Genomic DNA, 26,769 nt, shown 5'->3' on the forward strand with positions numbered 1-26,769 from the left:
CGATGAACGATTTCGAACTTGAAGCGGTGCTGCGGCGCGAACTTCTGCCGGGTGAGCGGCTGGCCTGGACCGGTCGCCCCGATCCGCAGCGCATGAAGGCCGCTTTCGGCATCTGGTTCTTCGCCATTCCATGGACCGTATTCGCCCTGTTCTGGGAAACGATGGCCCTGTCCATGTGGTTCGCCAAGGATGGACCGCCCGATGGGATCACCATGCTGATCGGCGTGATCTTCCCGCTGTTCGGCCTGCCCTTCGTGCTCACTGGCTTCTGGATGCTGGCCACCCCGTTCCGCGCGCGCAAGCAGGCCTCCGTCTCGATCTACGGACTCACCGACCGTCGCATCCTGAAGGTGACGGCAGGCCGCAAGCGGGAATCAGCCAGCGTCCTGTTCAGCCAGATGGGCCCGATCAATGTGACCGCCGATGCCCAGGGGTACGGCACCCTGCGCATCGAAACCGGCACCCACATCGACAGCGACGGCGACCGCCATGTGCTGCGCTTCGAAGTACCCGCCGTGCCCAATGTCGCCAGGCTGGAAGAACTCCTGCTGCGAGCGCGAACCGACAAGGCCGCTGGCTGAGCGACAGAGAAAGAGTTGTCGCCATTTCGGACAAACGATGTCGATTGTGCTTTGCAGCAGCGAGCTAAGTATAAATACTAATCTCTGTTCGATACCGACTCTTGGGGGATTCGATGAAAGCGCGTTTGGCTGGTTTGGTCGGCAGCGTGGCGGCTATCGCTGCCGGAGGCAGCGCAACAGCAGCGGACAGTGTACCTGTCGATATCTTCGTCGAGAAAGAGGATCTTGAAGAAGTTCTTAAGTTTAAAAATATACCCGAATATTTCAAGACCTTCAAGTTATCCGATCCCAAAAGATCGTCGGATAGCATAAAATTTGCAGAAAAAATCACGCTTATAAAGAAAGCCTGCGCGAGATCGGATGCAGAATGTTCACAGATGTTTGAACGGTATTACCGGGAAAACAAGGAACATTCGAGGAAAGCGGGCATCCTCGGATTCGGGGCACAGGCCTTCTGGGGAACAGGGCAGGAACTGCACTACACCGAAATCGAGATCCCGTTTAACAGGGTGTTCACCAGCCAGGAAGCGAAAGATGCCACTCTCCTGAGTGCGTACAAATCACGAGAACCCGGTGAATTGATCGAATACCAGGTCGGCTATGGATATTCGATCGCAGCGAGACAGACAGCTGCGAACATGGACACCAGCGGGATGCTGAAGTCCTCACCAATTCAGATCACGGGATCTGCTGGAGGAACACGATTCTGGGCGATGCTGATCGGTCTGGCTCCAGACAGGCTTAGCACCCTAGCCCCGACCTCTGATAGCGCCACCAAGTCCCCTGCTCCACCCCAAGACACGGATCAGACCACCGACAAGGCGCCAGCAGAAGTCCCGAACGCTGCGGAAGGCGTCACATCAGCATTGGCAAATGATGTCCATGAAATCAATGGCTTGTCAACCGGATGCAAATCAGAGGATGACTTGGATGCACCCAGTGAACTGCTTTGCACGCTGGATATGCAACCAACCGTCACCCAGGTCTATTTCCGTGACGCGAGCACGCGGCTTGCCAACGCGATGGAGAAGATGCGGCGGGATATCCGAAAGCCGAAGGTCGGGCGGGCCGAAAATGCAAAGTTCAAATCCCGCATTTGCCCCCAGGTCATAGACTTCCGTTGGAAACACGAAGAAGGCGGCAGGCGGGACATCACGCAACCAACCCTGTCGATCCTCGCCGACGCGTGGGCAATCAACAAGTCACTCGCGGAAATCTGCCTGAATCAGCGACCCAACGCGAAGATCGTTTATCGCGATGGCACGGCGACCGAACAGTGGGAGGACTCACTTGCCAATTCCGAACGACCGTACACCGTGAACGCAGCGGACCAGTTGAACGGAAATAGCGCTAATCCCTCGCGGAAAAGGCAATCCGCGCAAGATCGGGCAGCAGACTCAAATAAGCTTGAAGCTGAAGCGCTTAGGGACCGTCACGCCGCGCCCTCGAAGGAAGCGACGCAAGATGAGGGCACGCCAAGGAGTGGCAAGCGCCCGCATCCAAATTCCACGATCAAATTTGGCGATGGGGAAGCAAGCGACAAACGCAATTCCATCACGCAGGAATATCAGCGTACATCGCAATACCTTTGGTTGTCGGGGCGGACGAACCCGATCTTTAAAACGCCGAGCGTCGATCATTCTTTCAGCGTGCGGATGGAAGATCTGCATCGCAACGCGAAGCTCCCTTCGATCTTGGCGTTCATCGTCACCTTCGAGGAAGAGGACATCTCGCAACAGCTTCGTGTGCGGCTAACCTGCGCGAACGGAACCGCGGATGTGGTGGGCGCGGCCAATCCGGTGGCCAATGCCCTTGCCTACACCGAATTGATCAGCAACGCCCGCATGGCCGTTGATGGTACGCAGGACAAGTGCCGGTACCACAACTTCGAGTAGCGTCTTTCTCCTGACAAAACTACGTATCTACATCCTCGATAATTGTTTCCCATCATCGGGTTAGGCCACGCGTGAGGAGGTTTTCCCCTTGCGTTGTCCTGATCGTTCACCTGACGAGCCCGGCCGCCTGCGCGCGCTTGCCGAGTACAGCATTGACGAGGCCGACGGCCTGCCCAGCCTCGACGCCATCGTCGACATGGCGGCGCGCCTGTTCGGCTGTCCGGCTGCGGCGGTGAACATGGTGGGTGAGGAGCGCGTCTTCCTCGCCTCCAGCTTCGGGATCGAGGGCGATTTCGATCATTCGCGCGATGCCAGCTTCTGCGCCCACGCCATCAACCAGACCGAGGTGATGGTGGTGGAGGACGCGCGCAGCGATCCGCGCTTCAACGACAACCCGTTGGTCTCCGCCGGCATGATCCGCTTCTACGCCGGCATCGCCCTGCGCGCGCCCTCGGGCCATGCGCTCGGCGCACTCTGCGTGATCGACACACAGCCGCACGAAGGCTTCACCCCGCCCGACCGTGAACGCCTCGCCGCGCTCGCCCGCCTGGTGTCAGACAAGCTTGAGCTGCGCCGTCTCGAAGTCGCCGCGCAGGGCGGCGCCGATCCCTTCCGCACCATGGCGAGCACCAGTTCCGGCGCAATTCTCTCATGCGATGAGGCCGGCCTGATCACCTCGGCCAACACGGCCGCCTGCGCCCTGTTCGGCCATGGCGAGGAAGCCTTGCGCGATCGCCCGGTTGAACAGCTGTTTGCCGCGGCCGATGGCGCCCTGGTGCATCATGGCCTGGATCAGGCGCGCAACGGCACCCTGCCGATCACGCAGGGCACCATCGTCACCGCCATCGGCCCCGGCGGCCTGCCCTTCAAGGCCGAGCTGCACTTCTCGCACTGGCACGAGGAAACGCCGGAGGGTGAGCGCATCCACTTCGGCCTCGTGGTCGATGATCTGACCTTCCGCCTGCGCGAGGACGAGGCGCTGCACCGCCTCACCTACTACGATCCGCTCACCGGCCTGCCCAACCGCGCGCTGTTGATGCAGCATCTCGAAGCCGCCTTTGCCGCGCGCCAGCCGGTGGGGCTGATCGTGGCGGACCTTTCCGGCTTTACCGACATCAACAACACAATGGGCCATGCCGCAGGCGACGACGTACTGCGCCAGGCCGCCGCCCGCATTCGCGACGCAGCCGGGCCCGATGCCCACCTCGCAAGGCTGGGTGGAGACGAATTCGCCGCCATGCTGCCCCTGCGCGATCCGCTCACGCTCGGTGCCGCAGCGCGGGCGATCAACCGCGCGCTGGCCCGCCCCATGCTCGCGGGCGATGGCGAAGTGCGCGTGGGCAGCGATTGCGGCATGGCCATGGCGCCCGATCATGCCGATACGCCCGACGAACTGATGGGCAATGCCGAACTCGCCCTGCTGCAGGCGCGCAAGGGCGGGCATAACGAAGCCGCCATGTTCGCCGCGCACATGCGCGCGAGCGCGGTCGCCCGCCGCATGGTGGAGGCGGACCTCATCACCGCGCTGGAACATGGCCAGCTCGAACTGTTCTATCAGCCGCAGGTCTCGCTCCATTCCGCCGAGCTGACCGGGGCCGAAGCGCTGATCCGCTGGCGCCACCCCGCGCACGGCCTGCTCGATCCGGCAGCCTTCCTGCCTGCGGTCGAAGCAGGGCCACTCGCCCTCCCCGTGGCGCAATGGGTGCTCGATACCGCCTGCGCCCAGGCCGCCGAATGGCGCGAGGCCGATCCCGATTTCCGCATGAGCGTGAACCTCTCCGCCTCGCAGTTCCGTGAAGGTGACCTCGCCTCCGCCGTCCGCGATGTGCTTGAACGGCACCGCTTGCCGGCAGAGGCGCTGGAACTGGAAATCACCGAGAACATCATCCTCGACGGGCAGGACAGCGTGCTGGATCAGCTGCGCCCCTTGCGCGCCATGGGCGTGCATCTGTCATTCGATGATTTCGGCACGGGCTTCGCGTCGCTCACCATGCTGCGCGATTTTCCCGTGGGGCTGCTCAAGATCGACCGCAGCTTCATTCAGTCGATGCAGTCCTCCCCGCGCGATCGCACGATCGTCACCGGGGTGATCCGCCTCGCCCGCGAACTCGGGCTTGAGGTGATTGCCGAAGGCGTGGAAACCAAGTCCGCCGCGCAATTCCTGCGCCGCCACTTCTGCGACAAGGCGCAAGGGTTCCTCTTCGGCGCCCCCTGCCCCGCTGCGGCTTTCGCGCAGCAGCACCTCAACATCGGCCCCAGGCGCCCCCGCCTCGTCCGCGGCTGAACGCACCCACGCGGGCCAACGCCCCGCTTCTCATTCCGCCTCGTCCCACCGCCGTTCGTGTCGAGCCCCTCGACAAGCTCGGGATGGACTTCGGGCATAGCCCGAGGTCGAGACACGTATCGAAAGGCGCGCCGCCCCCAGAAAACACAAGCACGAAAAGGCGGGGCGCCAGCAAGGGCTCCCCGCCTTCCCGTGGAGTCTGACCGGGAGGGCAATTCCGGCCAGTGTCCTGGAAGTTCTGGTTAAGAAGGCTCCAGGTGCCTGTCGCTGCTGCTTACTTGAGCAGCGACAGCACGTTCTGCTGGGCCTGGTTCGCCTGGGCGATCATCGCGGTCGAAGCCTGCGCCAGGATCTGCGCCTTGGCCATCGCCGTCGTTTCCGCCGAATAATCGGTGTCGAGGATGCGGCTGCGTGCGTCCGAGAGGTTCGTCACGTTGTCGGTCAGGTTGTTGATGACCGATTCCAGCCGGTTCTGTCCCGCACCGTACTCGGCACGCGCCACACTGATGGCGTTGAGCGCGGTGTCCACGTTGTCCATGGTCGTGCCGGCCAGCGTCGGGTCGCTCACGTCCAGGGCCTGCGTCGCGGCAAGCGGGTCATAGGCGGTCAGGCCAGTGCCGAACAGCGCCGAACCGTCCATGGCCTTGCTGCGCAGGTCCACCGTGTCGGTGCTGTTGCTGCCGGTCTGGATGGTCACGATGGCGTCGTCCGATCCGTTTGCCGCCGGCGTGGTGCCGACAACGGTGAACAGCGGATTGCCGTTGAATTCCGATTGGTTGAGCACGTCGCTGACCTGCTGGGTCAGGTTCGCCACTTCGGCCTGCATCGATGTGCGGTCCTGTGTCGAATACGTGCCCGACTTTGCCTGGATGGCCAGTTCGCGGATGCGCTGCAGCATCGCGGTCACTTCGTTCAGCGCGCCGTCTGCGGTCTGTGCAAACGAGATGCCGTCGTTGGCGTTGCGGATGCCCTGGCCCATGCCTTTGATCTGCGACGTCATCGTCGTGGTGATCGCAAGGCCGGCGGCGTCGTCCTTGGCGCCGTTGATGCGCTTGCCGGTCGAAAGGCGTTCCATTGCAACGCCCGCCATTTTTGAGGCACTATTAGATGCATTCGCGGCACGCGTGGCCGCGATATTCGTGTTGATAACTGCCATGTCCCATTCTCCACTATGGGTCCGGGCGGGTACCCCGGTACATGTCCCACGGTGAAGGACGGCACGCGGTAAGGGATATTAAGGGGATTTTTTTCTAGGCCAGCAAAAACCCCCAAACCCGCGCTTCTGCTTGGTTAAGATTGTCCACTCAGGCCCGCGATCACGCTGCCTGATGCAGCCCCTTGCCCATTTCCCACCCTGTGCATGCCAGCAGGATCGCCTTGGGCACCTTCTTCTCGCCATTCGAATAGTAGGCGATCATGCGCCGGGAAAGCCCGAGTGCCTCCGCCGCCTTCGTCAACGACAGCCTGTTGCGCATGCGCCATTCCAGGAAGGCACGGGTATCTCCCTGCCCCTTGGCGGAAAGCGTCTCGAGCCACAGCGCATCGGCTCCAAGTTCCACGTCCCCCGGCCAGACGATGCTGTGGCCCCAGTCACCCAGTTCCGCCGCCCTGAACCGATCGACGTCTCGAAGCGAATGGAGCGCCGGATGGTCAAGCCAAGCAGAAAGGTCGACCTCGGCCTTGCTGCCATCCGACCATGTCAGGGCCAGCGAGGCCGGGGCAATAGCTTGAACCGCGCTGATCACGCGCATCGTGTCGCCGCTCATCCGTTCAACTCCTGCCAAGTTTCAACCAGCACCTGCTTGTTCGCAATGGCCCATTCAATTGCATCACGCAAAACGACCGGCGGCGCCTTGCCAACAATAACATCAAGGTCAGCTATGCTGATCGATCAACGAAAGTCCGGACCCTCTACATGAAAATGGGGTACGCCATGGTCCCGCGCATAAACGGCGATCTTCCAGCGTTGCGCGCGGAACAGGGTGACGATGCCGTAAACTAGTGCATTCGTTGCACCATTTCAAGGCAGACGCATCCCTTATCTCCGCCCCCTTGCCGCCCGTTCCGTTTTCGTTCACTGCTGCCCTGATGCCCGAAACTGGCGATTCCGCGCTGCTCCTGCCCGCTATCCATGCCAGCCATGGCGGGTGCTGGCTGCGCGAAGGGCGCGCGGGCGGCATGGTTACCCGTGCGATCGGCAAGGGCGAGGCGATCATGGCCGCGGCCGATACGCCGCTGCTCATGCTCAATGCCCCGCTCGTGGCCAGCCGCCTTGGCTATCCCGATCTCTCGGGGCTTGACCTGCTTGAGCTTTACGCCTTCGTCCATCCCGCGCGCTTCGTGGTGCCCACGCCCAAGGGGCTGGCCCATGCGCTCGGCCTGCCCGAACCGGCGGGTGACGATGCCGTGGCATTGCTGCTGCAACAGGCGGCGGGCGCCTTGATGGAAACCTGCCGCAGCGAAGACTGGGCCGAACGCGAAGGCGCATGGACCGCGCTGCAATCGCTGGTTCGCCTCCGCTGGCCCTGGGCCAATGTCCTCACTGATTGCATCCGCCGGCCCGAACGGGCCGAAAAGTGGCTTTTTTCCAAGCTGCCGGAATGGGAGGAAGCGCGTGACCGGCCCCAGCCTGCGCAGGTTGCGCTCACCGATGCGGAAATCGTCGGCCGTCTCGGCGCGTTGACCGGCGAAGGGGCCGAGGAACGCCCGGCACAGCGCAGCTATGCCGCCGAAGCAGGCCACGCCTTCGCCCCCCGCACCACCGCGCGCCAGCCGCACGTGGTACTGGCCCAGGCCGGCACCGGCACCGGCAAGACGCTGGGTTACCTCGCACCCGCCTCGCTGTGGAGCGAACGCAGCGGCGGCACGGTCTGGGTCTCCACATATACCAAGGCCCTGCAACGCCAGCTGCGCCGTGAAAGCCGCCGCGCCTTTCCCGAATACCGTGATGGAAGACCGGCCGTCGTGGTCCGCAAAGGGCGCGAAAACTACCTCTGCCTGCTGAACCTCGAAGACGCGCTGCAGGGCGGGTTTCAGGGCCGCCCCGCCATCCTGGCGCAGCTCGTGGCGCGCTGGGCCGCCTATTCGCTGGATGGTGACATGATCGGCGGGGACTTGCCCGGCTGGCTCGGCACGCTGTTCCGCAAGCGCGGCATCGCCGCCCTCACCGACCAGCGCGGCGAATGCGTCTATGCCGGCTGCCCGCATTACCGGAAGTGCTTCATCGAACGCGCCGCGCGCGCCAGTGCAGAGGCTGAACTCGTCATCGCCAACCATGCGCTGGTCATGGTCAACGCCGCGCGGGGCCGCGATGTCGCACAGCGCCCCACCCGCATAGTCTTCGACGAAGGACACCACGTGTTCGAAGCGGCGGATTCAACCTTTGCCGCCGCATTGACCGGCGCCGAAGCGATCGAGCTGCGCCGCTGGGTGATCGGCCCCGAAGGCAAGAGCAGGGGCCGCCGCCGCGGCCTTTCCGCCCGGCTGGCCGATGTCGCCAGTTATGATGAAGAAGGCGGCCTAGCCATCGAACGCGCGCGTGAGGCGGCCGAGGCCCTGCCCGGTGATGGCTGGCTGGCCCGGGTGGTTGAAGGCACCCCATCCGGCCCGCTGGAAGATCTCCTCGCCGCCACCCGCGCCCTTGTCCATGCGCGCGATGAAAGCGGTGGGCAGGAAGCGGGCTATGGGCTTGAAACCGAAGTCGCCCAGCTCGATGGCGCCTTCATCGAAGTGGCCGGCCGCGCACAGGAAGCGCTGGAGGTGCTGCGCAAGCCGCTGGTGAAGCTGTCCGCACGGCTGGAAGCCCTTGTCGAGGATGGTCCTGACTGGCTCGATGGCCCGGCCCGCGCCCGTATCGAAGGCGCGCGCGGGGCCATCCAGTGGCGGTGCGATCTGCTTTCGGGCTGGATCGGCCTGCTTGCGCGGCTCGGCGGGCCAGCCGATCCCGATTTTGTTGATTGGCTGGCGGTGGAGCGCAGCGAAGGGCGCGAATGGGATTTCGGACTGCACCGGCACTATCTCGATCCGATGAAGCCTTTTGCCGAAGTGGTGCTTGCCCCCGCCCACGGCGTGATGATGACCAGCGCCACCCTGACCGACGGTGGCGACTGGGACAGCGCCGTGGTGCGCAGCGGCGTGCCACACCTCGACATCGCGCCGCGCATGTTCTCGGCGGAAAGCCCGTTCGATTATGCCAGCCAGGCCGAAGTGCTGATCGTCACCGACGTGCCCAAGGGCGATATTCCCGCGCTCGCCGGCGCCTATGGTCGGCTGATTGAGGCTTCGGGCGGTGGCGCGCTTGGCCTGTTCACCGCCATCCGCCGGTTGCGCGCGGTCTATGGCCGCATTGCCGATCGCCTCGCCCGCGCCGGATTGCCGCTCTATGCCCAGCATGTCGATCCGATCGACACCGGCACGCTGGTCGACATTTTCCGTGATGATCCGCGCGCCAGCCTGCTCGGCACCGATGCGCTGCGAGACGGGGTGGACGTTCCCGGGGATTCGCTGCGGCTGGTGATCATGGAGCAGGTGCCCTGGCCCAAGCCCTCGATCCTCCACCGCGCCCGCCGCCTTGCCGGTGGCGGGCAGGCGCATGATGACCGCATCATCCGCGCCCGCCTGGCGCAGGCCTTTGGCCGGCTGATCCGCTCTGGCACCGATCGGGGCCACTTCGTCGTGCTCTCCGCCGCTTTTCCCTCGCGCCTGCTCTCCGCCTTCCCGCCGGGCACCCCGGTTCGTCGCGTCACGCTCGATGTCGCTTTACAAAGCGTGGGGACCGGTGTTTCAGTGGCCCCTGCACCGGCTGCGCCAGAGGGGACCGCTTGAAAACGCTCGCGCTGTTTCGCCACGCCAAGAGCGACTGGACGGATGCGCGTGCGCGCGATTTCGACCGGCCGCTGAACGAGCGCGGTCAGCGCGGCGCACTGGCAATGGGCGGCTATATTCGTGACAGCGGCCATCGCTTTGACAGGATGATCGCCAGCCCTGCAGTGCGCGTTGCCGAAACCATCGAAACCGCCAGCAAGGCATGGGGCCGCACCTTTGCCGTGGAATGGGACCGCCGCATCTACCTCGCCAGTTCGGCCACGCTGATGGACCTGCTGCGCGATCTTGAGGGCGATCCCAAGGCGGTGCTGATGGTCGGTCACAACCCCGGCCTTGAAGACCTGATCTTCGATCTGGTGCCCGATGACGGGTCCAGCCCCCTGCGCGATGTGGTGGAACAGAAATTCCCGACCGCGACCTTTGCGGTGATGGAACTGGCGATCGATTCCTGGGCCGATATCGACGATCGCTGCGCAAGGCTGGTGGAATTGAAGCGCCCCCGCGATCTGGACCCGGCACTGGGCCCGGAACTGCCCGCCTGAGTGCATCTCAAGGCGGGCTCAACCCGTCTCAGTCGCGCTCAGTCGCTCTCAACCCCTTCTCAGTCGTTCTCAACTTACGTCTTTTTTGCCGTTTCAGGCCTGCGCCAGCGCTCCGCCCAGCCGGTCACGGATCGCTTCCAGATGGCTGCGCAGGATCTTCAGCGCCTCCACGATCTGGTCCTCGGGCTCTTCGGATTCCAGCCGGACAGGCGCGGAAACGGCGGATTCCTGCGGTTCATGCGCCTGTTCGCGCGGTTCGACGGCAACCTGTCCCATACCCGGGCGCCAACCCTTCATGGCCTGCCTGGCACCGCGGATGGTATAGCCCTCGCGGTGCAGCAGCCGATCAATTTCCACCAGTAATTCAATGTCTTCCGCTCGGTAATAGCGGCGTCCGCCAGCGCGGGTAAGCGGCTTGAGCTGCGGAAACTGGTCCTCCCAATACCGCAGCACATGCGCCTTGATCCCCAGCGCGGCGACCACCTCACCGATGGTGCGCAGCGCCCCGGGCTCCTTCCCGTCGCCAAACCCTTGGAAAGACGCAGACATTCCGGTCAGTTACCGGCGCAGATGCGGTCCTTCAGCATCTGGCTGGCACGGAAGGTCAGGACCCGGCGCGGCGTGATCGGCACTTCCACCCCGGTCTTGGGATTGCGGCCCACACGCTCCGCCTTGTCGCGCAGCAGGAAGGTGCCGAAGCCTGAAATCTTTACGTTTTCACCCTCGCCCAGCGCTTCGCACATGTGGCCGAGAATGGCCTCGACCATCTCAAGCGATTCCGCGCGCGACAAGCCGACGCGACGATTGATGCTCTCGGCCAGATCGGCGCGAGTCAAAGTACCGACAGAACGCATCCCCAAACATCCCCCCAGATATGACGGTCCGGGGATCGAACATAACGCGTTTTCGCGGCAGCGCAATGCAATGCCTTGCAAGGGAAGGATTATTACTGAAGCAAACCTGTCCGAACCAGAGACAGGGGGCCGGATCAGAGGCGGGCGAGCGATGCGCCCCAGGTAAATCCGCCACCCATCGCCTCGAACATCACCAGTTGCCCCGGCTTGATCCGCCCATCGCGTACCGCCGTGTCGAAGGCCAACGGCACCGAGGCGGCGCTGGTGTTGGCGTGGTGATCAACCGTGACGATGACCTTTTCCGCAGGCAGCGACAGCTTGCGCGCGGTGGCATCAAGAATGCGGTAATTGGCCTGATGCGGCACCACCCAATCGATATCGGCGGCGGTTTTCCCCGCTTCTTCAAGCACTTCTTCCAGCACGGATGCGAGGTTGGTGACCGCGTGGCGGAACACTTCCTTGCCCTTCATGCGGATCTTGCCAACGGTGCCGGTGGTGGACGGACCGCCATCCACATAGAGCAGTTCGTTGTGCTTGCCATCGGCATGGAGCCGGCTGGAAATGATGCCCGGCGCCAACGGATCGGACGCATCGACATCGACCGCCTCAAGCGCCAGCGCACCCGCGCCATCGCCAAACAGCACGCAAGTGGTGCGGTCTTCCATGTCGAGAATGCGGCTCATGGTTTCGGCGCCAATCACCAGCGCCCGCTTTGCCATCCCGGTCCGCAGCAGCGAATCCGCGGTGGCGAGTGCATAGAGGAAGCCCGAGCACACTGCCGCGACATCGAAGGCAATGCCGCCGTTGCAGCCCAGGTTGTGCTGCACGATGGTCGCCGTGGCAGGAAAGGTCTGGTCCGGCGTGCAGGTGGCGAGCACGATCAGGTCAACGCTGTTCGCATCGAACCCGGCGGCTTCCATTGCGCGCCTTGCAGCGTCGGTGGCAAGGGTGGAGGTGCTTTCCCCTTCCCCCGCGAAATAGCGGGTACGGATGCCGCTGCGCTCGACGATCCATTCGTCGGAGGTATCCACCATCGTTGCCAGTTCGGCATTGGAGACGGCGCGGCGCGGCAGGGCTGATCCGCTGCCACGGATGACGGAACGCACCGTCATGCCCGCTTCTCCGCCGCAGGCGCCACTTCCGGATTCACAGCAGCCTTGCCGTTGGTGCGGCCCGAGGTGCGGATGGCCTCCTCACCCACGCGGGCAAGGTCGGCGGCAATACGCTCGGTCAGGTTTTCCTCCAGCAGGCGGGCAGCGACCGCCACGGCATGCGCCACGCCCAGCGCCGATGCGCTGCCATGGCTTTTCACCACCACGCCATTGAGGCCAAGGAAGACCGCGCCGTTGTGATTGTTCGGATCAAGATGGTGCTTGAGCAGCTCCGTGGCCGGGCGCGAGATCAGGAAACCGAACTTCGAGCGCAGCGACGATGAGAAACTGCGGCGCAGCAGGTCCGCCACGAAGCGGGCCGCGCCCTCCATCGCCTTGAGCGCGATGTTGCCGGAAAAGCCATCGGTCACCACCACGTCGACATCGCCGCGCGAAAGCTTGTCCGCTTCGGTAAATCCATCGAAGGTGAAGGCGAGCTGGCCATCGGCCCGCTTGAGCAAGGCGGCGGCGTCCTGAAGATCGCCGGTACCCTTGGTCTCTTCCGTGCCGATGTTGAGCAGGCGGACGCGGGGCGATTCGAGCCCGTTGACGATCCGCGAATAGGCCGCGCCCATGATGGCGAACTGCACCAGGTTGCGGGCATCGCAATCGGTGTTGGCGCCCAAATCGAGCATGACGAGATCGTGTTCGCCCAGCGTGGGCAGCAGCGCGGCAAGCGCCGGCCGATCAATGCCGGGCATGGTGCGCAGCGCCAGCTTGGACATGGCCATCAGCGCGCCGGTGTTGCCTGCACTGACCGCAGCGCCGGCAAGGCCCTGCTTCACCGCATCAACGGCAAGCCCCATCGAGGTCGTCTTCGACCGGCGCAGCGCCTGCGTGGGCTTTTCATCACCGGAAACGACATCGGGGGCGTGAAGGATTTCCGACGCCGCCCGAAGATTCGGGTGGTTTTCCAGCGCCTGCCGGATGCGCGCTTCGTCCCCGACGAGCAGGAACTTGAACTGATCATGGCGGCGACGGGCAAGCGCCGCGCCTTCGACCATAACGCGCACGCCTTCATCGCCGCCCATCGCATCAACGGCGATACGCGGCAGGCTCATGTTCCGGCAATCCCCCCGTTATCCGGCCTTCAGAGACCGACGGCGATGACTTCGCGACCGTTGTAGTGACCGCAAGCGGTGCACAGGTTGTGCGGGCGCTTCAGCTCACCGCAGTTCGAGCATTCGTGGAATGCTTCAACCTTCAGCGCATCGTGGCTGCGACGCATGCCGCGACGCGACGGCGAGGTTTTACGCTTGGGGACGGCCATCTCGGCACCTATTCCTGATCTTGCAAACTGTCTGTCTTGGGCGCGATAGGGAAAAGCACCTTGCCGCACAACCCCCGTGCGAACGCAGCCGCAGAAGATGCTGGAATGGCCTTTCGCCCCATCGCAGGCGAAGGCGCGCCTATACGGATTTCTGGATGATTTGCAAGCTTTGGACCGCTAGAAGAATCCGACAAGACGGAGAGGGAAAAACAACCACATGATCCTGCCCATTACACTCGCTTCCGCAGCGGCGGCAGCCGTGCTGAACATCTGGCTGTCGATCCGCATCGGCATGATCCGCACCCAGAAGAAGATTTCCATCGGCGACGGCGGCGACGAAGGTCTGATCCGCCGGATGCGCGCACAGGCCAACTTCATCGAGAATACCCCGATCGTACTGGTCCTGATCGCCGCGGTGGAACTGGCGCGCGGGCCCAATCCGTGGCTGATGGGCGTGGCGGCCGCCTATACCCTGGGCCGCGTGGCGCATGGCGTGGGCATGGACGGTGGCGTGTTCGGCCCGGGCCGCAGCGTGGGCACGCTGACCACGATGCTGAGCCAGCTGGGCCTGGCCGTGTGGGCGGTGACGATCGCGCTGGATATGTGAGAATCCACGACGGCCATTTGGATTGATTTGGTTCGCGCAAAGACGCGAAGACGCGAAGAGGAAGAGATTGGTTCGCGCAGAGGCGCAGAGGCACAGAGAGGAAAGGGATTGGGGTGGCTTCGCCGCTTTTGTCGTCTCTTTGCGGCCTCTGCGGGCTCTGCGCGAAACTGTTTGGGGCACGCGTTGTGCTGTGGTGGTTCGACAGGCTCACCACGAGCGGTTTGCGTTGATGTAACCGCTGAGTCCCGCCCATCCTGAGCTTGTCGAAGGATGCTGGCGCAACCTTCGAGACATCGATCAGCTCAATGCGTAGTCGCTGACATAGGCGTTGGTCTTGCGTTCCTGGCCAAAGGTGCTGACCGGGCCGTGGCCGGGGACGAAGGTGACATCATTGCCCAGCGGCCAAAGCTTCTGCGTGATCGAATCGATCAGATCCTGGTGGTTGCCCAGCGGGAAATCGGTGCGACCGATCGAGCCCTGGAACAGCACGTCACCCACAATGGCGAAGCGCGAAGGGGCGTGGAAGAACACCACATGGCCGGGCGTGTGGCCGGGACAATGAATGACATCCAGCTCCAGTTCGCCGACGATGACCTTGTCTCCATCATGCAGCCAGCGGGTGGGTTCGAACAGTTCACCTTCAATGCCGTATTTCCGGCCATCTTCGCCCAGCTTGGCGATCCAGTAGCGGTCGGCCTCTTCCGGGCCTTCGATCGGCACGCCGAGTTCACGCGCGAAGATGCCGGTGCCGCCGCAGTGATCGATATGACCATGGGTGACGAGCAGCTTTTCAATGGTGACGCCGGTCTTTTCCACCGCCTGCTTCAGGCGCGGCAGGTCTCCGCCGGCATCGATGAAGGCGCCGCGCATGGTCTTGGTGCACCACACCAGCGTGCAGTTCTGCTGCAACGGCGTGACCGGAATGATCGCCACGCGCATCGGAGGTTCGGCTTGGTTGGTCATGCGTGCGGAGATGGCGCGGGTTGCGCTGGATGGCAAGCTTTGCGCTGGCGGAGGGCGGAAAGAAGATTGGTTCGCGCGAAGACGCAGAGATGAAATGGGTTTCGCGCAGAGAGCACAGAGGACGCAGAGAAGACGAGATAGGGGCAGCTTCGCCGCTGATGCTTCTCCCAGCGAACTCTGCGAAATCTGCGCGAACCAGATCCCTTGCGTCCTCGCGTCTTTGCGCGGAACCTGACTAAAGCCGGCCGCCTTTCCAGACGACGCGGCCGATGATCTCGATGTCGTGCAGGCTGCGTTCCATGCGGGGATAGGCGGGGTTGTCGCTGATCACGCGCAGGGTGCCGGCAGGGCCGGGCTCCAGCCGCTTGACCAGCAGCACGTCGTCCAGCCGGATCACGTGGATGCCGGCGCGCATCGGGCGGGGGGTGCGGTCGACAAGGATCTCGTCACCATCGCGCAGGGTGGGCTCCATCGAATCGCCTTCGACCTCGATCACCGAGAGCATCGTGGGTTCGAGCCCCTGCCCCTTGAGCCAGCGATTGTTGAAGCGCAGCGCGCCCGAAGGGATTTCCTCCATCGCGTGCGCGCCGGGACCGGCGGAGGCACCGAGCGGCAGGCGGGGAATATCGGCCCATTCGGCAATGGTGGCGGCGGTGGCGGCGGTGGCGCGCGAAACCGGGAGCCGAGCGGCCGTGGCGATGGTGATCACGCCACCACGCGGGGGGGCGCCCAGTTCCTCTTCCCCCACTCCGAAAAATTCGGCGAGGGTGCGGCGGTCATTCTCCTCAAGCTTGCGCGGGGAGCCTTTGCGCACGAACTGCTGCAGATAGGTGGTGTTGCGGCCAATCAGTGCGCTGAGCGCGGAGAGGCTGACCCCGCGCTGCGTGGATAGCGCGAGCAGGCGGGCACGGGCGCCCCCGTCCTCCCCTTCCCCGTCGATCTGGACCGTGGTGGCCATGCTTACCGAGTCCTTGCACCAATTTCGAAGGACTTTTCCTAGCAATGTAGGATTTCTCCGTCAACATAGGAAAAATCCTATTTCGAGTCGTGGAGATCGTTCATGCTGATCTGGAAGGTGGAAAGGTACCTCGCCCGCAGCGGGATGCCGGAGACCAAGTTCGGCCGCCTGGCTGCGGGAGACCCGCGGCTGGTGAGCGACCTTCGCAATGGCCGGGAACCGCGTGCCAAGCTGACCTTACGCGTGGAACATTTCATGAACACTTACCGGAGCAAGAGCCATGCTGCTTGATTTCTGCCACTTTGCCCAAGCCTTCGAGCGCAAGAGCCTGCCCTTTGCCGCAGAGGCCGCGGAGGTTCCGCCGCCCAAGCGCCGCCGCGTGACTTCTGGAGAGCGGCTGCTGCGCAGCGTGCTGGAACTGGCCGGATCGCGGGCCGAGCTGGTGAGCCATGCCGAAGTGCCATGGGCCAGCGTGACCTTTTCCGGCGCGCGCCACACGGTGGTTCTGCGCTTCGAAGGGTGGGAAGCCTGCGACGATGCCGAGCACCTGATCGCGGCACTGCCCGAGCACGAGTTTGCCATTCCCAACGTGCTGGTGGCCGATGCCGCGGTGGCACGCATGGAGCAGCACCTGCTGCCCGATCCGCGGATCGAGATGGAGATCGAGCTGCTGCTGCTTGAGGATGCCTGACGTGGCGGGATGAGATTGTGGCCGCGCCCTCGATTCCGGGGCGCGGCCTTCCTCTCCAACCCTGATCAGTTCGGAGCCATCAGTTGCGGGGCGGTTTTCGCGCCGACCCACATGCTCATGTCCACCTTGTTCGATACGCGGAACACCTCGCCCCGGCTGTTGAGGAACAGCTCCTCCATCTCGGGCCGGTTGAACGGGCGGGAGCCGAGGCGGCCGAAGATGGCCATCTGCCCGCCGGTTTCATCCACGCCGCGATCGCGGTCCAGCCCCTTGGACATGGCGAGCGCCGGGCTGGGCGTGCGGGCCCAGGCGATCAGTTCGGGCTTCGGCTCGGGCGAGAAGCCGTAGAAATTGGGCTGGCTGGCGGGCGAGGTCAGCTGCAGCACCTTCATCCCGTTCCGCCCGTCGGCCACGTAGGCGAAGAGCGAGGCGTTGGTGGACGCGACGATCACGTCCTCGGCATCGTTCAGCTGCCCGTTGGCGGTATAGGCCTGGTAGATCGAAGGGCGCGTGGGCGCAGTGATGTCAACGATCACCAGCCCCTGCGCCTTGGCCGCGACATAGGCGTAAGTGCGCGCGAGGTAGACGCGGCGGGCGTCGGCCAGTGGCACCGTGGCCTGCGGCACGGGGCGCGGCGATGCGAGGTTGGTCACATCCATCAGTTCAAGCCCGTTGGCGGTGGTGACCCACAGATAGCGGAACTGCACCGCAGTGGCGCGCGGATCCTTCAGCGGCACGACCGAAGTAATGCGCGGCGCGAGGCAGGTGTTCTTGTCACTCACCTCGCAAGGCTTGTCCGGGCTCCATGCATCCGGGAGGTGGACGGTGACCAGCGCCTTGTCGGTGACGATATAGGCATAGTCGCCCGCCAGCGTGATGTGGCGCGCGCCGGTGAGTACGCCATCGGGATTGAAGGTGAGCGCGCGGCTGAAGAAGTTGTTGCGGAACTCGCCATCGGCCAGCGTGTCGACGTTCACCGCGATCAGCCCTTCGACGGAATCGGTGACGAAGGCATAGTGATAGACCGGGCTGAACGGCTGTTCCTGGTTCAGGCCGCGAAGTTCCGGCGTATTGCGCGTGGGCGCGATCGCCTGGTTGGTGGGCAGCGCCGTGCAGGTGGCGTTGCTGGTCTTCACATGCGTATCATGCCCAAGCGGCGAGAACGGCGCGGTGGTGATGCGTTCTGAGAAGCCCTTGTCGCCCACCTGCGCGATGTCATAGGCGCGGAAGCCGCCCTTCCCTTCGGCCACGAACATGTATTCGCCGCGCATCTGCAGGCAGCGGACCGCATCGGCCGTGCCCTTGGTGGGGTTGGTGAACTGTTCACGCCCCGTGGTCTCGCCCGAAAGCTTGCCATCCATGATGGCGCCGCGCGTCCAGTTCTTCAGCTCGCGATCGTTCTTTTCGACGTGGAGTTTGTAGAAATCCGGATAGGCATAGCGATGGAGGTAGGAGCCGATCACGGCCTGGGGCTCGTCCCATTCGGTGACGCGCACTGCCTCGAACCCGCCCTGCAGGCCGGTCCACGCGTTCATGCCGACGAAGTTGACGTAGTTGGTGCCGAGCAGCAGCAGCTGCGCCATGATGGCGTTGTTGTCGTCATCCTGGCTGACGTGGCAGTCGGTGCACTGCTTCGTCTCGTTCTTGCGCACGGTGTGCGGGAAGTGCGGGGCGAAGGCCTGCGAGGAGTAACCGATCGAGGAGATCGGCGGCTGCTGCACATAGATGCGTTCGCGGTTGATGTTGGTGGACGAAAGGATCAGCGCCGAAGTGGAGCGGATCGGCGCGGTGATCGCCTTGCCGCTGATCGGGTTGCCCGCCGCATCGAACTTCACCGGATCGGAACCGGACGACTTGTTGCGCTGGTGCTTGCCCAGCTGGAACATGTCATCGCGCGCAACCTGAGGGTTATAGGTCGCGTAGTTGCGGGTGTAGTCCTCTTCGTACTTGTGCGTCGTGCTCTTCCAGTTCGCCTCGATCGGCAGGTGGCAGCCGGCGCAGCTGGTGGTCCAGCTGAGGTGGCAGGTGAAGCAGGCCATGTCGTCGTCGCGATGGGCGCGCGCTTCCTTGGCCACGCCAAGCCCGAACTTGTACATGCCGTCATCCGCGGCTGACTTGGCCATGAGCTTCGCCCGCGCCGCCTTGGGATTGAACACGGGGCGGCCGTCGGGCTCGGTCTGCCCGGCATATTGCGGATCGACCGATTCCTTGACGAGCGACACGCGCCAGCTGAGCTTGGGATCGATGATCGAGCGCTGGATCAGCACGCGGCGGCCATTGGCCTCGGTGGTCCATTCAAAGCGGCGCTGGCCATCGGCGTTGCGCAGCAGGGCAAGGTTGTTGCCCTTTTCCGGCGCCGCCATGTTCGAGGTCATCAGCGTGGGGTATGCATCGGGCGTGCCGTGGCAATCCTTGCAGCCGATCTCCACCGCGTTGGCGACTTCGCCATAGATCATGCCGTTACCGTGGCTGTCCTGCGCGAAGTGGCAATCGGCGCACTGCATGCCGACCTGGGCGTGGATATCCATCATGTGGACCGATTTGCCGGGGTTGTCATAGCCCGGCTGGACGAACTTGCCCTCGCCCGCCTTGCGCCACTTCTGCGGATCGTTGGGATCGATGATGTGCGCGGTGTCGGTGCCATAGCTCGTCATGTCGCCATCGTCGTCGAGCAGGTTGCCGCGACGATCACGCTTGAGGATGGCGCGGAAGTTCCAGCCGTGGCCGTGGTAGTCGGCGAACTGGGTGTCCTTGTTTTCGGCGTTCAGGTCATAGACGTTGCGCAGGAATTCCACGTCACGCCACAGGCCCCGGGTGGCTGCGCCCTCGGGATTGCGGTCCAGCACTTCGCGCTGTTCGGCCATGTTGGGGTGGAACTGCTTCTTGAACGCCTTCTGCCAATCGGCGTCCGACATACCGGAGGGCTTGGGCGCGGTGTTCTCAGGCCCCGGCCACATGCGCGGCGCATCGGATTCATAATCCCACATGATGTAGCCGAGGTAGGTGTTCAGGAAGATGTTCGGCTGGTGCATGTGGCAGTTCATGCACTGCGCCGTGGGGATGGCGCGGGTGAAAGCGTGGACCAGCGGGTGGCCGCGTTCGCGATCCTGCATGGCGACATAGTGATCGGCGGCAGGCCCGCCCACATGACCACTGGCGGCATGTCCGTCCTTGTCCAGCCCGGCTGCGGCATGCGCCTCGGCCTGGCTCATCGCATGCTCGCTGCTGGTGCCGTGCGGCGCCTGGCCCTCGGCCGGCGAGAAGGTCAGCTGTTCGGCCGAGGCGATCGCGCGGGCGCAGTTGGCAGCCAGATCGGACTTTTCCTCGGGATCGGTGCCGTCGCCGCCCAGGTACTTGCCCTTGCCGCCGAGCACGGTGGCGCGCACGCGTTCGTGATGCTCCTCCTTGGCGGCGTCATAGGTGCCATAGGCGCCCTGGCGGTGTTCGCCTTCGCGCAGGGAATTGATGGTGGGATCGGCCGTGATGGTCTGCCCGTCACGCCCGCACTGCGCATAGTTCATCGAATGGCGCGGTTCGCGATCGTTGGCATAGATCACGTGACACGAAGCACAGCCCGACGAGCGATAGTCGCCCGGCTGATCGTTGGTGCCCATCTGGAACAGGAACGGGTCGTTCAGGCGCGTCTTGTGGATGTTGAGCACCGGGATCGCCACGCGCAGGCCGGTGCCGGGGCCGCGGTTCGACTGCTTCAGATCGGGCCGGCCGGGTTCGTCCAGCTTCTGGATGGAACCGGTGGAATTGGGCAGGCCGATTTCCGGGAACTGCGGGTTGATGACGCGACCGCCATCCTCGAACACGCGGAACACGTCACCCGGCGGAATGGTGTTCCAGCGCGGCAGCGGATAGAGGATCGGCAACGCGCCACGCGCCTTTTCCGCCGGAGTCACCGTGCCCCACATCGGTTTTCCATCGGGGCCGATCTGCTTCGACGCGGACTTGAGCAGCGCAGGCTCGCCCTTTCGCGTGAAGCTTTCACCGAACATGTAGTTCTTGAAGGGGACGATGCCGTTGTTATAGGCCGCGCCGCCCCACAGCATCGCGCCTGTGGACATCAGCGAGCGTTCCGATGCCTCGATGATCGACATGTGGCACGCGCCGCAGGAATCGCGCGCCACGCGATAGTCCGAAGGGTTGACGAAGCGGATGAATTCCGGGCTTTCCTTGGCCAGCAGGGCATAGGAACGCTTGGGATTGGCCGAGCTGGGCCAACCCCATGCCACCGGGAAGCGCGGCAGCACGTGCGCCTGCTTCAGCGCGGCGACATATTCCATCGAGTGCCGGTTCCACGATCGGTCCGCCACCACTTCCCGGTTGCCGCCATGGCAATCGACACAGGCGAGGACCACCGCCGGGCTGGCGTGCATGGTCTTGTGATCGCTGGCCGTGTGGCAGGAGACGCAGCCTGCGTTCTGCTTGTCGACATAGGCCCACTGCTCTGCCGCCGTCTCACCCGGCTGGCCGCGCGGAGCGGCAGGGGCGCGGACATAGGTGATCTTCTGCGGCGTTTCCTCGCCCGAGGCGAGCAGCGCGCTGGGCACCAGCAGCGCCAGGAACGCCACGAACAGCAGCTTCAGCGAAAGCGTGTGGGCCCGCCCGATCATGTTGATAACCCGCATCAGAAGCTCAGCGTCGCGTTGGCGAGGATGGAATAGAACTGTTGCCCGTGGCCGCGCTTGTCGAACAGGTCACGGAAGCCGCTGCCCGCCTGAAGCATAGCGCCCGACAGGCGGAAGATCACGTTCTGCGCCGCCTTGGGGCGATAGATGGTGGAGAGCGAGAGGTCCCAGCCGATATCCTTGGGAATCGACCCTTCGTTGCGCAGCACCTGGATCACCTTGGTATTGGCGAACCACAGATGGTTGGCGTCAGCCGACACGCGCAGGTTTGGCGTGAGGTCGAAATCCGCGCCGAGCCCGGTGAGGACGGTGCCGGGGTTGTTGAAGTTCGACTGCCCCTGATCCTTCGACGAGCGCAGCGAATTGAGGATGCCGTTGCGGCCATTGACCGAAACCGCGCGGCCGCCGCCGGCAAAGGGAATGGTCTGGCGGATCCAGTAGGAAGCATCCGCACCCGCGAACTGCGGGTTTTCGAGGATGGCGTCGAAGCCGCCCTCGGTATTGTCATAAGGGTTGCTGTCACCGCTGGCATAAAGGCCCGAGGCGCGGAAGCGCATCCAGTCACGGTCATAGCTCGCCTCTGCCGCAGCGAACCACGCGCGAATATTGGCGGGGGCATTGGTGAGGAAGCTGTCGCGGTCCTTGCCCAGCGCGCCATAGACCTGGCCGGTAAGGTTCAGGCGGCCAATGTGGCCATCGACGCCATAGCCGAGATAGACCACGTCATATGTGCGCGGGCGCAGGGTGCCGAGCAGCGCGGGGCGCACGGGGAAGCCGTTCTTGTCGGAATAGAGCTTGGTTTCGCGGTTGCGGTTCCACGTGACCGAGATCTGGCTGGTCAGGCCGACGACGGGGAAATCCTGCCGATAGAGGTTGCCGGTGAAGATCCAGTCACGCCGCAACGGCTGGCCGATGTCGTTGAGGCCGGAATTGGTGTCCTTCTCGATCCGCCAGAACGCGGCGAGGTTGAACTGCACGCGGTTGTTGTCGCGGTTGCCGAACAGGCGCACGCCAAGCTGGTTGTCATTGAACAGGAAGCCGCGGAAGTCCGACTGGAACGGCTGGATGCCGACGCGCAGGGACACGAAGTCGTACCGCTTGGTGTCGAACCGGCCGATGTGATAGTCGATGAAGGCTTCCTGCAGGCCGATAAAGCCATCGGTACGCTTGGTGCCCTTTGACGGTTCCACATAGAGCACGCGGCGTTCGGGCACTTCCACGTGGTTGATGTTGCCGGCAATCGCGATGCGGTATTCGACGATCGGCGGCTTGAACGCGGTGAGGCCCTTGAGCAGCGAGAAGCCGGCGACGAAGGTCTGCGCCAGGACCAGGCTGTGGCTGCGGCCGAACACGTCGATCTCGTTGGAATCGGTGGTGGTCTGGTTGCCGACCGGAATGGGGAAGCTGCGCGGTTCCACCAGCGTGTCGGACACGCCGTTGGCGATGAAGAACCAGTCGTCGCCCTTGAGGAAGCCGGGTTTCTTGCCGCGCGCGAGAGGGCGGTCACCCTTCAGCGTGTTGTGGTGAAAGGGGTCGGCCTTCGAATGGCACATGTAGGCGAGCTTGGGGAACAGCGTGTAGATCGCCGGTGGCCCCTGATCACTCGCGCTGCGCGTGGGGCACAGCGAAGAGACGATGCGCCAGCGATCGGGCAAGCCGGTATCCAGCATGTCCGCATCCAACGGCCCGTCGCCATCGTACTTTTCGTAGAACGCCTCGGGCTCGGGCGCGTTGACGGCGCCGGGATTGTCCTGCTCGACCTTGTCCGGCAGCTCCTTCTGGTGGCCTGGGCGGCGGCGACCATCGATCAGCGCGTCGTCAGCAGTGATTGGCGGTTCGGCGCCGGGATCCTGCGACGCGGCAAGCGCAGCGGCTGGAACAGACTGGCGCAGCGGTTCCGACAGGACCAGCGCCGGGGCGATGAGGGCGGCGGAGACGATCACAGCCCCTCGCAGACGTTCTGGTCGCTGGTGTCGAGGAATGGCGCGAACGGACAGTTCACATAGCGCAGCCGCACCCCGTTGATCACCAGCGTATCGGCGCGGATGGCCTTGGGCGCGTTGCCGATGGAGCCGACCTGCACCCCGGCATTGTGCGCCCCAAGGAACGAGATCATGTCGTCCTGGTCGATGCCGTCACCCGAAACACCGATGGCGCCCACCAACGTATTGCCGCGATAGATCGGCACCGAGCCTGGGAAGATCTGGATGCCGTTGGCCACGCGCTTCTTGCCGCCCGGCGCATCGGGCAGGTTCGAGCACTGCTGCTTCACGTCCGGAGACGCACCGCCCGACTGCACATAGCCGACGTGGGTGACCACATCCTGCAGGATCAACGCGGTCTGAAGGCCGGTGGCGAAGGGGCTCCACTGGTCGATGGGTTCGGAGAACGGGCCGTTGGGCTTGCCCACTTCGCCATCAGGGTAATAGGGGCGCGAGAGGTTGCCGCCCGAGCGGTCGCCAAAGGCGATCTTGCCGGTGAGCGCGGTGGGATCGCCGATGAAGGCGCGAGCCTTGGCGACGAAATCGGCCACGAGCGGATCGGGATCACCCGCCAGTTGCGCCCCCGCCACCGGGTTGGAGAACAGCGCGGCGGTGCGCGCCTTCTGCAGCGAAACGTCGGTGCCGAAGATCGGCGCATCGGGCGAACGCACGATGCCAAGCGGGGTGCCATAGGTATCGACGACCGAGATCGTGACTTCCGCCGGGGAATCGAGCGGCTGGCGGATCTGCGCGCGGGCGCGGCTCATCACCTTGAACGCCTGCTCCAGCACGGCCCGCACTTCGGCGGCGGAAAGCGCCTGCCCCACGGCGGCCGCATCGGTGCCCGCGCGGATGGGATAGCGATCAGCGCCCGAACCGTTGGTGAGGACATAGGCATCCTGATTCGAGAATTCGCCCGCAGTGGCATAGCGATAGCCAGAAGCCTCGGTGCCATAGGCGACTCCGGCGACGATGGATGCGCCATCGAAATAGCCGGTGACCGCCATCAGCGCGCCACCCACGCCGTCGATCGCGGCATAGCTCGATTGCAGGGTGTGAAGCCCCTTCGTCGTCGCATCCGAGAAGCGCAGCGAGGTGCCGTCGGCGGTGATCTTTTCCGCACGAATGGCGGTTGGTGCCTCATACCCCTGCGTGCCGGCCAGCGCGGCGAATTCCTCGTCGTCGCTGTCGGTATCAAGCACGTTGGGATCAAAGCCATAGTCGCCATCAGCCATCACGCCGATACCGCCCACGACCACGCCGTTCTTGTAAAGCGGCAGCCCACCGGGATCTGCCGCCAGGCCGAGCGGCGAACGCTTCGGCCCGATGAACGCGGCACTGCCCGCATTGCCAGACACGTAGCGCGTGTTGAGATCGGAACAGGGCAGCTGGCTGAACTGCACGCCGAACAGCGGGCCGCTTTCCAGCCCCGGCGTGCTGGGCGCGGGCGGAAAGTGCGGCTGTACGATCATGCTGGCGGTGCGGGTGGAGAACGCATTTCCGCTGGACGAAAGGTAGGCCGCGGTCACCGCCTTGGCGATGGCGCCAAGCGAGGCGTCGACGGTGACGCCGCGCAGCATGAAGGACGCAGGGTTTTCGGTTCCCGCGCCGGTCAGGCGGCTGGTTGTCATCTGCATCGGCGCGCCGTTCATGCGATAGACGGCGAGCACGTTGCCCACGCGGTCGGTCACCGCGATGATGCCCGGCTTGCCCCGTGCCTTGGCCTCACCCACCGCCTGGGCGACGATCTTCTGCACATCGGAAACGCTGAGCGAGACCTGCGCCGGAGCGACATAGACGCGGCCCGGGCTGGGCGATGGCGTGGGTGCTGGCGTGCCGCCACCCGAATCCCCGCCGCCGCAACCGGCCACGGCGAGCGACAGCGAGGCGGCAACCGCCACCGGCCAGCGGACAAGCGCCTGCAAACCCATCAGCGCAGGCTCCGGATCGAACGGATCGCGCCACCAAGTGCGCGACGGAAGCCGATCGGCTGGAACCCGTTGGGATCGCGCACCGCGGCATAGGCCTGGTTGATCTGGCCGCGCAGGCCGGTTGATGCCCCGGCGGAAACCATGCCGGAATTGACCATGCCGTTCAGCAGCGTGTCAATGGCCATGACCGACTGCACCGATCCTTGATAGTCGGTCAGGCGGTCGGAAATCGCCTCGCTGGCGATGGCGTCCATGATTGCAAAGGTGCGTTCGCGGCTGAAGTCGGCCCCGCCCATGCGGCTGGCCAAGGCCTCCGCCGACTGGCGCAGCGCCTGCGCCGCAGCCACCGTTTCTGCCCGGTTCGCCCCCATCGCACGGTGGAACGCCTTGCTGCGCGCGTCGAACTGCGCGGCAAGATCGGGCGCCACCACCTTTGCCGCGGCGAGCAGCAGGATGATGTTCTCGTCGTTGTAGGGCGGCATGCCGAGGTGGATCGGCCGGCCCGGATTGGGCACCGCCGTGACTGCGCCGTCTTCGTTGTCGGTGATGCGACGATGGCACGAATGGCAATCGTAGAAGGTGAATTCGGGGAAGATCCCGTCCTGCGCCTTGGCCGGCTGGCTGTAGAGCTCAAGCCCGCGCTTCACCGCTTCGGCCTGGCCCACGGCCCACATCTGCATCGAATTGGTGCGGTGGCCCTTGCGCTGGATATAGTCCGCGTCCTCATCGTGGTGGGCCTGCAGCGTGGAGAACAGGTCCAGCTCGAACGAGATGCGCGGGTGGCCTGCGGCCATGATGCGGTGGGCGATGAACTGGCCCTGCCCGTCACCCGAAAGGTGGCAATCGAGGCAGACCCCGGCGCGCACTTTGGGCGCGGTCAGGTCCACCATCCCCTGCCCCACGTTGCGCGCGTGGCTGGCGCCGACGGTATAGTGGGTCGAGAGCCAGCCGCCGGCATTGCCGTGGCAGGCTTCGCAATCGACGCCATCGTTGAGGTTCTTGGCGCCCTGCGAGGCATGGCAGCCGGCGCATTCGCGCACCACGCCCGCACCATCAAGCCCGAGCCGGCGCGCGATGGCCTGCCCGCGCGCTTCGGTGACGACGCGCCACGCACGGCTGTGCGCACCGGTGGGGCTGGATTCTTCCTGCCAGCGCAGCAGTTCGTCCTGCCGCACCGGGGTGCCACTGGCGACCGAGCGGCCATGACAGGTGGAGCCGGCACAGCTGGCGACTCCCATGTGCGCGCGCAGCGAGGCGGCAGGATTTTCGGCACGGACCGGCGCGGGCGCAACCGCCCACGCGGTCGCCAGTGCGCCGCCTGCCATGGCAAGGCACAGGAAAAGCGCCGCCCCAGCGGGGCGCGGAAGCGAACGGCACACAGCGGCAAGCCGCCGGATGATCATGGTTATGCCCTGCATTGCCCCTCGTTCCCCGCCATCGATCCCGCCAACCGGAGCTTTTGCCCCTGGCCAGCGCCCGGCGATGATACCGCAATGCGACCCCTTGTGGATGTGACCCTATCCATCCGGAGTGTGCGGTTCAAGACCGGAATTGCCCCCTTCACCTGCGAAAAACTCGCAACAACCCCAAGCATTTGCC

The 26,769-nt window shown here is 64.5% G+C and carries 21 protein-coding genes; 8 read left to right on the top strand and 13 right to left on the bottom strand.

The features are described from left to right. The first annotated feature begins 2 nt into the window (after positions 1–2). The 3 genes from POM99_RS03595 to POM99_RS03605 all read left to right on the top strand — a co-directional run bounded on the left by POM99_RS03595 (position 3) and on the right by POM99_RS03605 (position 4,760). Positions 3–581, top strand: a complete 579-nt coding sequence (locus tag POM99_RS03595; RefSeq protein ID WP_277275438.1) for a hypothetical protein — start codon at positions 3–5, stop codon at positions 579–581. A 113-nt stretch (positions 582–694) separates the two neighbouring features. Continuing rightward, entirely contained in the window at positions 695–2,476 is a 1,782-nt protein-coding gene (locus POM99_RS03600; RefSeq protein ID WP_277275439.1) for a hypothetical protein, read from the top strand. A gap of 88 nt (positions 2,477–2,564) precedes the next feature. Beyond that, the gene (locus tag POM99_RS03605; protein WP_277275440.1) at positions 2,565–4,760 is read left to right on the top strand and encodes a putative bifunctional diguanylate cyclase/phosphodiesterase; all 2,196 of its coding nucleotides are present in this window, start codon (positions 2,565–2,567) and stop codon (positions 4,758–4,760) included. Positions 4,761–5,034: 274 nt separating this feature from the next. Here the strand turns inward: POM99_RS03605 and POM99_RS03610 are convergent, their stop codons facing one another. Beyond that, on the bottom strand, positions 5,035–5,916 hold the full coding sequence (locus tag POM99_RS03610; protein WP_277275441.1) for a flagellin N-terminal helical domain-containing protein: 882 nt from the start codon (positions 5,914–5,916) through the stop codon (positions 5,035–5,037). A 160-nt stretch (positions 5,917–6,076) separates the two neighbouring features. Then, on the bottom strand, positions 6,077–6,526 hold the full coding sequence (locus POM99_RS03615; RefSeq protein WP_277275442.1) for a DUF2442 domain-containing protein: 450 nt from the start codon (positions 6,524–6,526) through the stop codon (positions 6,077–6,079). Between the two features lie 322 nt (positions 6,527–6,848). On the opposite strand from POM99_RS03615, the gene POM99_RS03620 reads away from it, so the two are divergent. Both POM99_RS03620 and POM99_RS03625 read left to right on the top strand, forming a co-directional pair. Further along, complete coding sequence (locus tag POM99_RS03620; protein ID WP_277275443.1) at positions 6,849–9,584, top strand: ATP-dependent DNA helicase; 2,736 nt, start codon at positions 6,849–6,851, stop codon at positions 9,582–9,584. Then, a complete protein-coding gene (locus POM99_RS03625; protein ID WP_277275444.1) occupies positions 9,581–10,126 on the top strand; it encodes a SixA phosphatase family protein in 546 nt (181 codons plus the stop codon). The genes POM99_RS03620 and POM99_RS03625 overlap by 4 nt, the downstream gene beginning before the upstream one ends. 93 nt (positions 10,127–10,219) lie before the next feature. On the opposite strand, the gene POM99_RS03630 is transcribed toward POM99_RS03625, so the two are convergent. From POM99_RS03630 to rpmF, 5 genes are all read right to left on the bottom strand, one after another. Further along, positions 10,220–10,675 carry a MerR family transcriptional regulator gene (locus tag POM99_RS03630; protein WP_277275445.1) on the bottom strand — a complete coding sequence of 152 codons (456 nt, stop codon included), beginning with the start codon at positions 10,673–10,675 and terminating at the stop codon, positions 10,220–10,222. Between the two features lie 5 nt (positions 10,676–10,680). Continuing rightward, entirely contained in the window at positions 10,681–10,980 is a 300-nt protein-coding gene (locus tag POM99_RS03635) for an integration host factor subunit alpha (protein ID WP_277275446.1), read from the bottom strand. A 134-nt stretch (positions 10,981–11,114) separates the two neighbouring features. Then, entirely contained in the window at positions 11,115–12,092 is a 978-nt protein-coding gene (locus tag POM99_RS03640; protein WP_277275447.1) for a beta-ketoacyl-ACP synthase III, read from the bottom strand. Further along, entirely contained in the window at positions 12,089–13,192 is a 1,104-nt protein-coding gene (gene plsX, locus POM99_RS03645) for a phosphate acyltransferase PlsX (RefSeq protein ID WP_277275448.1), read from the bottom strand. Before plsX ends, POM99_RS03640 begins: the two co-directional genes overlap by 4 nt. Before the next feature lie 29 nt (positions 13,193–13,221). Continuing rightward, on the bottom strand, positions 13,222–13,401 hold the full coding sequence (gene rpmF, locus POM99_RS03650) for a 50S ribosomal protein L32 (RefSeq protein ID WP_147091317.1): 180 nt from the start codon (positions 13,399–13,401) through the stop codon (positions 13,222–13,224). Positions 13,402–13,618: 217 nt separating this feature from the next. Here rpmF and POM99_RS03655 point away from each other — a divergent pair, with 217 nt between their 5' ends. Continuing rightward, positions 13,619–14,008, top strand: a complete 390-nt coding sequence (locus POM99_RS03655) for an MAPEG family protein (RefSeq protein WP_277275449.1) — start codon at positions 13,619–13,621, stop codon at positions 14,006–14,008. Between the two features lie 297 nt (positions 14,009–14,305). Here the strand turns inward: POM99_RS03655 and POM99_RS03660 are convergent, their stop codons facing one another. Continuing rightward, the gene (locus POM99_RS03660; protein WP_277275450.1) at positions 14,306–14,971 is read right to left on the bottom strand and encodes an MBL fold metallo-hydrolase; all 666 of its coding nucleotides are present in this window, start codon (positions 14,969–14,971) and stop codon (positions 14,306–14,308) included. Positions 14,972–15,206: 235 nt separating this feature from the next. Then, a complete protein-coding gene (locus POM99_RS03665) occupies positions 15,207–15,929 on the bottom strand; it encodes a S24 family peptidase (protein WP_277275451.1) in 723 nt (240 codons plus the stop codon). Between the two features lie 102 nt (positions 15,930–16,031). On the opposite strand from POM99_RS03665, the gene POM99_RS03670 reads away from it, so the two are divergent. Then, a complete protein-coding gene (locus tag POM99_RS03670; protein WP_277275452.1) occupies positions 16,032–16,220 on the top strand; it encodes a hypothetical protein in 189 nt (62 codons plus the stop codon). Then, on the top strand, positions 16,210–16,620 hold the full coding sequence (locus tag POM99_RS03675; protein ID WP_277275453.1) for a hypothetical protein: 411 nt from the start codon (positions 16,210–16,212) through the stop codon (positions 16,618–16,620). The genes POM99_RS03670 and POM99_RS03675 overlap by 11 nt, the downstream gene beginning before the upstream one ends. A gap of 65 nt (positions 16,621–16,685) precedes the next feature. Here the strand turns inward: POM99_RS03675 and POM99_RS03680 are convergent, their stop codons facing one another. The 4 genes from POM99_RS03680 to POM99_RS03695 are packed head-to-tail and all read right to left on the bottom strand — an operon-like array spanning position 16,686 to position 26,588. Then, positions 16,686–21,257 (bottom strand): hypothetical protein, encoded by a 4,572-nt coding sequence (locus tag POM99_RS03680; protein ID WP_277275454.1) that lies wholly within the window; start codon positions 21,255–21,257, stop codon positions 16,686–16,688. Further along, the gene (locus POM99_RS03685; RefSeq protein ID WP_277275455.1) at positions 21,257–23,200 is read right to left on the bottom strand and encodes a hypothetical protein; all 1,944 of its coding nucleotides are present in this window, start codon (positions 23,198–23,200) and stop codon (positions 21,257–21,259) included. Before POM99_RS03685 ends, POM99_RS03680 begins: the two co-directional genes overlap by 1 nt. Then, positions 23,197–25,170, bottom strand: a complete 1,974-nt coding sequence (locus tag POM99_RS03690; RefSeq protein WP_277275456.1) for a heme-binding protein — start codon at positions 25,168–25,170, stop codon at positions 23,197–23,199. Before POM99_RS03690 ends, POM99_RS03685 begins: the two co-directional genes overlap by 4 nt. Then, complete coding sequence (locus tag POM99_RS03695) at positions 25,170–26,588, bottom strand: multiheme c-type cytochrome (protein WP_277275457.1); 1,419 nt, start codon at positions 26,586–26,588, stop codon at positions 25,170–25,172. Before POM99_RS03695 ends, POM99_RS03690 begins: the two co-directional genes overlap by 1 nt. Positions 26,589–26,769: the final 181 nt, after the last annotated feature.

Origin of the sequence: Novosphingobium cyanobacteriorum (assembly GCF_029436685.1) — a bacterium.
In the GTDB taxonomy this organism is placed as follows: Bacteria; Pseudomonadota; Alphaproteobacteria; order Sphingomonadales; family Sphingomonadaceae; genus Novosphingobium; species Novosphingobium cyanobacteriorum.

Excerpts from the sequence above, each read along its gene's own strand:
- POM99_RS03630 (WP_277275445.1), bottom strand. The coding sequence starts at position 10,675 with ATGTCTGCGTCTTTCCAAGGGTTTGGCGACGGGAAGGAGCCCGGGGCG.
- POM99_RS03695 (WP_277275457.1), bottom strand. The coding sequence starts at position 26,588 with ATGCAGGGCATAACCATGATCATCCGGCGGCTTGCCGCTGTGTGCCGT.
- rpmF (WP_147091317.1), bottom strand. The coding sequence starts at position 13,401 with ATGGCCGTCCCCAAGCGTAAAACCTCGCCGTCGCGTCGCGGCATGCGT.
- POM99_RS03600 (WP_277275439.1), top strand. The coding sequence starts at position 695 with ATGAAAGCGCGTTTGGCTGGTTTGGTCGGCAGCGTGGCGGCTATCGCT.
- POM99_RS03655 (WP_277275449.1), top strand. The coding sequence starts at position 13,619 with ATGATCCTGCCCATTACACTCGCTTCCGCAGCGGCGGCAGCCGTGCTG.
- POM99_RS03640 (WP_277275447.1), bottom strand. The coding sequence starts at position 12,092 with ATGACGGTGCGTTCCGTCATCCGTGGCAGCGGATCAGCCCTGCCGCGC.
- POM99_RS03660 (WP_277275450.1), bottom strand. The coding sequence starts at position 14,971 with ATGACCAACCAAGCCGAACCTCCGATGCGCGTGGCGATCATTCCGGTC.
- POM99_RS03690 (WP_277275456.1), bottom strand. The coding sequence starts at position 25,170 with ATGGGTTTGCAGGCGCTTGTCCGCTGGCCGGTGGCGGTTGCCGCCTCG.
- POM99_RS03675 (WP_277275453.1), top strand. The coding sequence starts at position 16,210 with ATGCTGCTTGATTTCTGCCACTTTGCCCAAGCCTTCGAGCGCAAGAGC.
- POM99_RS03595 (WP_277275438.1), top strand. The coding sequence starts at position 3 with ATGAACGATTTCGAACTTGAAGCGGTGCTGCGGCGCGAACTTCTGCCG.
- POM99_RS03680 (WP_277275454.1), bottom strand. The coding sequence starts at position 21,257 with ATGCGGGTTATCAACATGATCGGGCGGGCCCACACGCTTTCGCTGAAG.
- POM99_RS03615 (WP_277275442.1), bottom strand. The coding sequence starts at position 6,526 with ATGAGCGGCGACACGATGCGCGTGATCAGCGCGGTTCAAGCTATTGCC.
- POM99_RS03670 (WP_277275452.1), top strand. The coding sequence starts at position 16,032 with ATGCTGATCTGGAAGGTGGAAAGGTACCTCGCCCGCAGCGGGATGCCG.
- plsX (WP_277275448.1), bottom strand. The coding sequence starts at position 13,192 with ATGAGCCTGCCGCGTATCGCCGTTGATGCGATGGGCGGCGATGAAGGC.
- POM99_RS03610 (WP_277275441.1), bottom strand. The coding sequence starts at position 5,916 with ATGGCAGTTATCAACACGAATATCGCGGCCACGCGTGCCGCGAATGCA.
- POM99_RS03665 (WP_277275451.1), bottom strand. The coding sequence starts at position 15,929 with ATGGCCACCACGGTCCAGATCGACGGGGAAGGGGAGGACGGGGGCGCC.
- POM99_RS03635 (WP_277275446.1), bottom strand. The coding sequence starts at position 10,980 with ATGCGTTCTGTCGGTACTTTGACTCGCGCCGATCTGGCCGAGAGCATC.
- POM99_RS03620 (WP_277275443.1), top strand. The coding sequence starts at position 6,849 with ATGCCCGAAACTGGCGATTCCGCGCTGCTCCTGCCCGCTATCCATGCC.